Source organism: Psychromonas hadalis ATCC BAA-638 (genome assembly GCF_000420245.1).
In the GTDB taxonomy this organism is placed as follows: Bacteria; Pseudomonadota; Gammaproteobacteria; order Enterobacterales; family Psychromonadaceae; genus Psychromonas; species Psychromonas hadalis.
Genome location: NZ_ATUO01000202.1, coordinates 1 through 5,667 on the forward strand (window position 1 = coordinate 1; position 5,667 = coordinate 5,667).

Sequence of the window (5,667 nt, forward strand, 5' to 3'; positions counted from 1 at the left end):
CAAAAAGCCTTAAGTGACTGGCTATTTTAAAAACAAAATCGCAAGTAATGTTGAAGCCAATCCTAAATGACGGGTTATTTTGAAAACAAAAGCGCAAGTAATTTTGAAGCCGATCCTAAATTAATAAAATAATTGTTAACATAAAGCGAATTATCCTCCTTTTTTAGGAATGGGTAGCTCGCTTTTTTATTGTCTAATTAAAAATAAGGGTAGCAAAGGGGCGTAGGGTTTAGGAGGATGACGAAAAAATGGTTGCTGTTACTCTATTTTTTTAAAATGATTACTTAATAAAGTGCCAGAGATGATTAAATAATGGTAAATTAATAACATTTACATTAACTTTGTCACTAAAAATTAATAGAAGCAAACTATTGTCACTAAATTAAATTCCTACATAACATAATACTTTTTACTTCATCAATATGGATGTCACATGTCTAAAGAAAGCAAAACTAAAAAGTCTGTCGCTAAAAAAGCGACAGTGAAAAAAACAACCGCTAAGAAAAAAGCGCCAGTAAAAAGTGCACCTGCAATTAAGTGCACCAGTAAACAGATGCAAGAGGCGATTGTAGATCGTCTGCATAAAGGATTAGGCACAGATTCTAAAAAAGCCAATAACAAAGCGTGGTGGAATGCCACTTGTTATGCCGTTAATGAGTTAGTTTTTGATAAGTTAACCAAAACACAGCAAAGCCACAGCAGCAAAGATACCCGTGCGGTGAACTACCTATCACTTGAATTTTTAATGGGGCGTTTGTTATCAAATAACCTGCAAAATTTAGAGTTATTTAGCGTTGCTGAAGAGGCACTAAAAGCACTGGGTAAAGATATCTACGAAGTGTGTGATGAAGAGCCAGATATGGCACTGGGTAATGGTGGCTTAGGGCGCTTAGCCGCTTGTTTCATCGACTCATTAGCGACACTGGGTTACCCTGCCATTGGTTATGGTATTCATTACGAGCATGGTCTGTTTTCACAATCGTTCCAAGATGGTCATCAAATCGAGCGTCCTGATACATGGCGTGAATATGGTAATCCTTGGGAGATTTGTCGTCCTGAGTCGATTCAACATATTCCGTTGTACGGTTATGTGGAAACTGTGTTTGATGAAAAAGGTGGTTCATATAAAGTCTGGCATGCGGGTGAAAAACTTAAAGGTGTGCCATGGGATATTCCTATTGTAGGTTATGGTGCAAAAACGGTTAATATCCTGCGTTTATGGGAAAGCCGTGCAGATTCAGCCTTTGATTGGGATGTATTTAACGCGGGTGGTTATGTTGATGCACAAGCTGAAAAATCAAGAGCAGAAACGGTTTCAAAAGTACTTTATCCAAATGATTCAACAGAAGCGGGTAAAGAGTTACGTTTGATTCAGCAATATTTCTTCTGTGCTTGTTCAGTAAAAGATATTATACGTCGCTTTAAACGTGCCAATGAAGATTGGTCACTGTTTCCAGAAAAAGTGGCGATTCAATTAAACGATACCCATCCAACGATCGCCATTCCAGAACTAATGCGTATCCTCGTTGATGAAGAGCGTTTATCGTGGGATGCTGCATGGGAAATTTGTCAGAAGACCTTTGCTTACACAAATCATACATTATTGCCTGAAGCACTTGAAAAATGGTCTGTTGGACTGTTTGAAAAAGTATTACCGCGTCACCTTGAAATCATCTATGAAATCAATCATCAGTTTATGAAGTTGGTTGAAGAAAAATGGCCTGGTGATAATAGCAAAAAAGAGAAGCTTTCTATCATTGAAGAGAATGGTGGCAAACGGGTACGCATGGCAAACCTGTGTGTTATTACCGCCTACAAAGTAAATGGTGTGGCTGAGGTTCATTCTGCACTGGTAAAAACAGATCTTTTTCCTGAGTTTCATGAACTGTTCCCAACAAAATTAGTGAATGTTACTAATGGCGTCACACCACGTCGTTGGCTTAAAGCGTGTAATCCTAAACTTGCTAGTTTATACGATGAAACCGTAGGCGTTGATTGGGTTGTGAATCTTGATAAATTAAAAGATGCCTTGCCAAAAGCGAAAGATGTTGCTTTCCAAAAACGCTTTATGGCGATTAAACAGGACAACAAAGAGGCATTGGTTAAAGTCATTAAAGATCTTACTGATATTGATGTATCACCTGATGCTATTTTTGATATTCAAATCAAACGCCTGCATGAATACAAACGTCAGCAGTTAAATCTTATCCATATTTTAACGCTCTACAAACGTTTACTTGAAAATCCTGATTATGACATGGTGCCACGTGTGTTTATCTTTGGTGCTAAAGCTGCACCGGGTTATCACATGGCAAAACAGATCATCTTCGCACTTAATAAAATTGCCGATAAAGTCAATAATGATGAGCGCATTAAAGGTAAACTAAAAGTTGTTTTCCTACCAAACTACCGTGTTACTTTAGCGGAAGTGATGATTCCAGCCGCTGATGTTTCAGAGCAAATTTCCACAGCAGGCCTTGAGGCTTCAGGTACCGGTAACATGAAACTGGCACTTAATGGCGCATTAACCATTGGTACAATGGACGGTGCAAACATCGAGATGGCAGAAGAGATTGGCGCAGAGCATATGTTTATCTTTGGTTTAAGTGTCGCAGAAGTGAAAGCGCTTAAAGCAAGTGGTTATAATCCTTACGATTATTACTACGCTAATCCTGAGCTTAAATCGGTACTGGATTGGTTAGACTCTGACTTCTTTACGCCAGGTCATCCAGGCGCATTATCAGATATTAAACGCAGCTTGCTTGATTGGGGTGATGAATACCTTTGTCTTGCAGATTACGCTTCTTATGTGGAAGCACATCAAGCGATTGATGATACTTACCGTAATAAGTCACTGTGGGCACAAAAAGCGATTATCAATAGTGCATCAATGGGTAAATTTAACTCAGACCGTTCAATTGAAGATTATGTTTCAAGGATCTGGAAGTTAAATAAACATCCATTAAAATAAGTTTTAAAGCTTGTTTTAAAACATCAAAAGGCGACATTAATTTTATTAATATCGCCTTTTTTATTAATCGCGTTACAATAAATAAATCAAGTTAAATAAAGAGGTTATTATGTCTGAAGATAAAAATACATGCGAAGCTGATGTGTGTGAATCGTGTGGCACCATTGTTGAACTAGGCAGTGTCATTACTGCTGATGATACCGTGTTGGTATTACCCTTTGATGGTACTGATAAAGCAGGGGTTAACAAAGTCGCACAAAAATATATTGATGCTGCTAAAACCCGTTTTACAACGGTTGAAGTGAGTAAAAGTGAATCAACAATAGAGCAACGCTTTCATTGTGAAGTGACGTTAACTTTTGAATGTACTGCTGAAAAATTAATTTTCGAGATGAATTTAAGCGCCATTTAACCTCTATTTCCTAATAAAAGAGCCTCTCCCCTAGGCTCTTTTTTAATCGACTTGTCAATTTTATTTCTGTTATACTGCTCACACTATTTATCTATCTGTCTAACCTAAATTCGGGTTATCTAACTCCTTGGAGAGTCCTTTGCTCATTGTTGATTTACCTGTTGATCGTCGTTTAATTACTTCCCTTGAACATTTAGGGTTTACCGAAACCACCCAAATTCAGGCAGAAGCAATTCCTGTTGCGGTTGCCGGTAAAGATCTGCTTGCATCTTCAAAAACAGGCTCTGGTAAAACACTGGCTTTTTTACTACCTGCAATGCAGCGGGTATTGAGAACGCGTGCATTAACTAAACGTGATCCACGTGTTCTTATTCTAACGCCAACCCGTGAACTCGCTAAACAGATCTATTCGCAACTACGTTTACTCGTTTCAAATACCAATCTAAGATCTACATTAGTATTAGGTGGTGAAAACTTTAACGACCAAGTAAAACAGCTCGATAGAGACCCGCATTTTGTTGTTGGCACACCGGGGCGTATTGTTGATCACCTTAAAAAAGGGTTATTACACCTACATGGTTTAGAACTACTCATTTTAGATGAAGCAGATCGCATGTTAGATCTTGGTTTTGCTGAGCAATTAAAAGCGGTAAATGAAGAAGCAAACCATCGCTTGCGTCAAACGCTATTATTTTCAGCAACACTCGGCCATGCCGAAGTCAATGAATTTGCTGCTGAGTTATTAAAAGCACCGGTACGTATTGCGATAGGCGAAGAGAACCAACAACACAGTGAGATAACACAACGTTTCTTTCTTGCTGATAACCTTAATCAGAAAGAGAAACTGTTGTTTCATTTTGTACAAAATGAAACAACCAAGCAAGTGATTATTTTTACGGCTACACGTAAGGATACTGAACGTTTAAGTGCCATTTTGGTCGAAAAAGGGTTATCTGCGATAGCATTGCATGGTGATCTTAACCAATCTAATCGTAATAAAATCATGGATTCTTTCTTTCGTGGTAAAGAGAAGATATTAGTAACAACCGATATCGCCTCACGTGGATTAGATTTATTGAACGTGAGTCACGTTATCAATTTTGATATTCCAAAGCACACTGAAGAGTATATTCACCGCATTGGCCGTACAGGTCGTGCTGGCTCTAAAGGTGATGCAATCTCAATTATCGGTCCTAAAGATTGGGATAACTTTAAAAAGGTAGAAGCGTTTGTTCAGCAATCAATTAGTTTTGATCGCGTTGAAGGTATTAATTCAAAATTCAAAGGATTAAAACCTGTTATCGCTAAGTCTGTAAAAGTGGATAAATTTGTTAAAGACAACAAAAAGAAAGTTGTGAAGAAAAAGACTAAGAGTAAAACATCAGTGAACAAAACCTTCCATGAAGCAAAAGATGTTGGTTTCGCACCAATGCGTCGTAAGAAGAAAATAATAGAAGAAGAGTAAATTCAGCGTTTGTAAATTATAATCGGGGACAGAGTTGTCCCCGATTTTTTATTAGTTAGTTAATCTCAACCACTGGCTCACTGTAAGCCTTTGTTCCCCACAGTGGCACGGTCGACATTGCGTGTTTGTAACTGCCGTTGATCTCTTTAGTGCTGTATGAAATATAGATAAGCGTTTGTGTTGATTGATCAAAAATTCGTCTTATTTTAAGGGTTTTAAACAGAATACTTTTCGATTTTTTAAATACCACTTCCCCCGATGCCGATTTGTCTACATTGGCAATCATTGCCATGGTAATATCCCCCGTTTGGCGACAACTAATAGATGATTCTGATGGATCAGAAAAATCTAAATCTGCAACGATATTAGAGATATGACACGTTACCCCTGTTACTTCTGGATCGGTTAATTTTTCAATTTTAATATCTTTGGTTGTGAATAGCCCCAATGAAACATTACCTACTTCGTCTTTTGAATAACCTTTAAATACAAAAAAAGCGATCACTAATAGAATGAAGAGTGAGCCGTAAATTTTAATTTTTTTTAACATGTTAAGTTCCGTTTAAGTTATCTGTAATAGATAGCCTGAATTCTGGATAAGCAACACTTCCCAATACGGCTATTTTTGCACCTATCTTCGTTAAATTGACTCAGAATAGCCAGCTATTCACTGCTCAATTCGCCTCGATAATCACAAAATTTTCAGCACTGGGTGCTAGAAGTTTATTATACCAATTACAGTAAATAGCTAATCTATTTTACTGGTTAAAATAACTCACTTCTGCGTTGTAAGTTTTGTAAAGGGAACAACCATTTACG

4 protein-coding genes are annotated in these 5,667 nt (G+C 37.6%); 3 read left to right on the top strand and 1 reads right to left on the bottom strand.

Going from position 1 to position 5,667, the window contains the following annotated elements; translation table 11 throughout:
* The first annotated feature begins 433 nt into the window (after positions 1-433).
* The 3 genes from G322_RS0117090 (at position 434) to G322_RS0117100 (ending at position 4,848) form a co-directional block, all read left to right on the top strand.
* Positions 434-2,971 (top strand): glycogen/starch/alpha-glucan phosphorylase, encoded by a 2,538-nt coding sequence (locus G322_RS0117090; protein WP_022942921.1) that lies wholly within the window; start codon positions 434-436, stop codon positions 2,969-2,971.
* Positions 2,972-3,080: 109 nt separating this feature from the next.
* A complete protein-coding gene (locus G322_RS0117095; protein ID WP_022942922.1) occupies positions 3,081-3,383 on the top strand; it encodes a DUF406 family protein in 303 nt (100 codons plus the stop codon).
* A 139-nt stretch (positions 3,384-3,522) separates the two neighbouring features.
* The gene (locus G322_RS0117100; RefSeq protein ID WP_022942923.1) at positions 3,523-4,848 is read left to right on the top strand and encodes a DEAD/DEAH box helicase; all 1,326 of its coding nucleotides are present in this window, start codon (positions 3,523-3,525) and stop codon (positions 4,846-4,848) included.
* A 55-nt stretch (positions 4,849-4,903) separates the two neighbouring features.
* Here G322_RS0117100 and G322_RS0117105 read toward each other — a convergent pair whose 3' ends face one another.
* The gene (locus G322_RS0117105; RefSeq protein ID WP_022942924.1) at positions 4,904-5,398 is read right to left on the bottom strand and encodes a CreA family protein; all 495 of its coding nucleotides are present in this window, start codon (positions 5,396-5,398) and stop codon (positions 4,904-4,906) included.
* Positions 5,399-5,667: the final 269 nt, after the last annotated feature.

Bases quoted from the DNA above. Each gene is read 5' to 3' on its own strand.
- G322_RS0117090 (WP_022942921.1), top strand. From the start codon at position 434: ATGTCTAAAGAAAGCAAAACTAAAAAGTCTGTCGCTAAAAAAGCGACA.
- G322_RS0117095 (WP_022942922.1), top strand. From the start codon at position 3,081: ATGTCTGAAGATAAAAATACATGCGAAGCTGATGTGTGTGAATCGTGT.
- G322_RS0117105 (WP_022942924.1), bottom strand. From the start codon at position 5,398: ATGTTAAAAAAAATTAAAATTTACGGCTCACTCTTCATTCTATTAGTG.